Below are 3,051 nucleotides of genomic sequence, written 5' to 3'. Positions count from 1 at the left end.
TTATGATTGAACCAGCGTTGCTGTAAGGTAAGAATCATTGAATCATGCTTGGCAGTTTGTGTCATGATATAATGATATAGTAAAAAAAATATTTTACACTGAAAGGAGATGTTGAATTTTGATTACAACAAAAACAATGGATATTGTATTACACATGGAGGTATGTGTAAAATAAATATCATGCATAATGCCTCCCAAAAGCTTTTATGTATATAGGAGGATATTATATTGAAAAAATTAGAATTATACGGTCTTAATCCAAGATTTGAAGCAGAGTCAACTCTTTATCCTGACTTTGTTTTGGGCAGGGTTATTTCACAATATAAAGATTTATACAAAGTAGTTACTAATGAAAAAGAACTTTTAGCTGAAATTTCCGGTAAATTTCGTCATCAAACAAACTATATAAGCGATTATCCTGCCGTTGGAGATTTTGTCATGCTTGATAGGATAAATGATGAAAACGGAAATGGAATCATACATCATGTTCTCACAAGGAAAAGCTCCTTTGAAAGAGCTGCTGTAGGTATAAAAAATGAAACACAAATAGTAGCTGCAAACATAGATATTATATTTATCTGTATGTCGCTGAATAATGACTATAATTTACGAAGGTTAGAGCGATATTTATCTATTGCTTGGAACAGCAGAGCAACTCCTGTTGTTATTCTTACAAAATCAGATTTATGCAGCATTTTAGAAGAAAAATTGTTGGAAATATCTAAGATTGCAATAGGTGTTGATATTATTGTTACCTCTAATTTAGAACCTGAATCATATGAACCATTAAAAAAATATTTAAAATATGGAATTACTGCATCATTTATAGGTTCTTCAGGAGTTGGAAAATCCACCCTTATAAATTGTCTTTTAGGGGGAAATTTTTTATCTACAAATGAAATAAGAAAAGATGATAAAGGGAAACATACCACAACACGAAAAGACCTTATTTTATTACCTGACGGCGGTATAGTTATTGATACTCCTGGCATGAGACAACTCGGTGTTGATAGTGTAGACTTAAAAAAATCTTTTACAGATATAGATAATCTTGCAAAGCAGTGCAGATTCAGAAACTGTACGCATACTATTGAACCTGGTTGTGCAGTTAAAGCCGCAATTGATAACGAAAGCCTTGATGAAAAAAGATTAAATAATTATATAAAATTAAAAAAAGAAGCTCGCTATGATGGGCTAACTTCAAAACAAATAGAACATGAAAAGTTAAATGATATGTTTTCTAGTTTTGGTGGTATAAAAAATGCAAAAAGAATTATAAAAGAAAAAAACAAAAGAAAATATTAAATATTAATCCCCTAACTTGAGTGGATGAAAAAGTCTGTAAATTGACTTTCTATGATAGCTAGGGGATTATATTTTTAAGTTCAACTTTATCATCAATTTTTAAAACAACTTTGTTTCTTCCTAGTCTTTTTGCTTCATATAAAGCTTTATCTGCATTCTTAACTATAATATCTAAAGTAGTTTTACCATTCGTTGTAAAAATTCCAAAAGATGATGTCGTCTTTATTTGTTTATTTTCATATATAACACATGAATTTTGTATTTGATATCTTAAATTTTCGCCTATATCTAAAGCTTTTTCTGAATTTACATTATCAAGTAAAATTATAAATTCTTCTCCTCCATAACGTCCTATATAATAATCATTACCTATTAATTTTATACAAACATCCATGACTTTCTTTAAAACAAGATCACCTGCTATATGACCATATGTGTCATTTGTACTCTTAAAATTATCTATATCCATCATTATTAAAGAAATAATATCTTTTTCATCAAATGATTGAATTTTTTCATTTGCTAATTTATAAAAATAATTCCTGTTATACACTCCAGTTAATATATCTGTAGTACTTAAATATTCAAGTTTCTTAATCAATAATACTTGTTCGGTATTATCACTTAAAACAATTACTTTTCCTTGGGTATCTTTATTATTTAACAATGTAACTTCACATTTAAAATAGTGACTTTCATTATTAATAATAATTTCACTGTCAAAATTATTATTCTTATTATTCAATATTTGATATACAAAATGTTCGTAATCATTAAATTCTTCTATATTCTTTCCTATCATTAATTTTGATTTCATATTAAATATTGCTTCAGCCTTATTGTTCATATCTATTATTTTGTTATCTTCATCTAAAATTAATATTGATTCTGAAATATTATCAAAAATTGTATTTCTTGCTATTGATACTATATCAAAAACATTAGACTTTAATAAAAAATAAATATAAAACAAACATAATATTGCAATAAATACAGGCACAACATCAATTCTTAATGGCAACAGATCTAACCTATATACTAAATAACCAAACCAAGGTATAAATGATGATAACATAAGTATAAAGTATTTTCTTTTATAAAATCTATTGCTTTGTATATAACTTCTAATATATAAAAGGTTTCCTATTATAAAACATGCATTAATAAATAAGCCAGAGATAATATAGCCAATTCCGGGCTCAATATTTGCTATAGATAAATTATTAACTACATTATATGTATAATTTTTATAAAATAAATGATGATAATCATTTGTAAAATTCAGAATTACCAACAAAACAGGTAGTATGAACATTTCAATATATAAATAACGATTAATGTATTTTCCTAAGCTTGTATATTCAAGTGCCATAATTATCCAAAATGCTGGTATAGATAGAATCCCAATGTATTGAATACCTGCAAAGATCTTCATAAATGATAAATTAGGCGATATCAATTCTAAGGAATAAAAAAAGCTATAAATAAGTATGGATATAATAAGCCCAAAAAAACCTCTTAAATAAATTCTATTTTTATTTAAAAATAAGAATACTAATAATTGAGCTGATATAAAAGATGTTAAAAATATTATAGAAAAAATAATATAATTCAAAATGTTACCTCACTCAATAATTATTAGATTTTGTAGTAAAAAAAGTGCAAATTACGAAATCAAAGATTTCTATTTGCAGATATTGGCTGTTTAATAACCTGTATTCTGCCAATTATTAAGGTGCTTTCTTT

The 3,051-nt window shown here is 26.1% G+C and carries 2 protein-coding genes; one reads left to right on the top strand and one right to left on the bottom strand.

The genetic code is table 11. The features are described from left to right. Positions 1 to 228 precede the first annotated feature (228 nt). A complete protein-coding gene (gene rsgA / locus K292_RS0112655; RefSeq protein ID WP_027400126.1) occupies positions 229 to 1,305 on the top strand; it encodes a ribosome small subunit-dependent GTPase A in 1,077 nt (358 codons plus the stop codon). Positions 1,306 to 1,363: 58 nt separating this feature from the next. Here the strand turns inward: rsgA and K292_RS0112650 are convergent, their stop codons facing one another. After that, positions 1,364 to 2,920: a histidine kinase N-terminal 7TM domain-containing diguanylate cyclase gene (locus K292_RS0112650; RefSeq protein WP_245570868.1), complete on the bottom strand. Its 1,557-nt coding sequence runs from the start codon at positions 2,918 to 2,920 to the stop codon at positions 1,364 to 1,366. Positions 2,921 to 3,051 lie beyond the last annotated feature (131 nt).

Source organism: Anaerovorax odorimutans DSM 5092 (assembly GCF_000426305.1).
GTDB lineage: Bacteria > Bacillota > Clostridia > Peptostreptococcales > Anaerovoracaceae > Anaerovorax > Anaerovorax odorimutans.
Note: the sequence above shows the minus strand (reverse complement) of the source record. Positions and strands in the feature narration are given on the sequence as shown.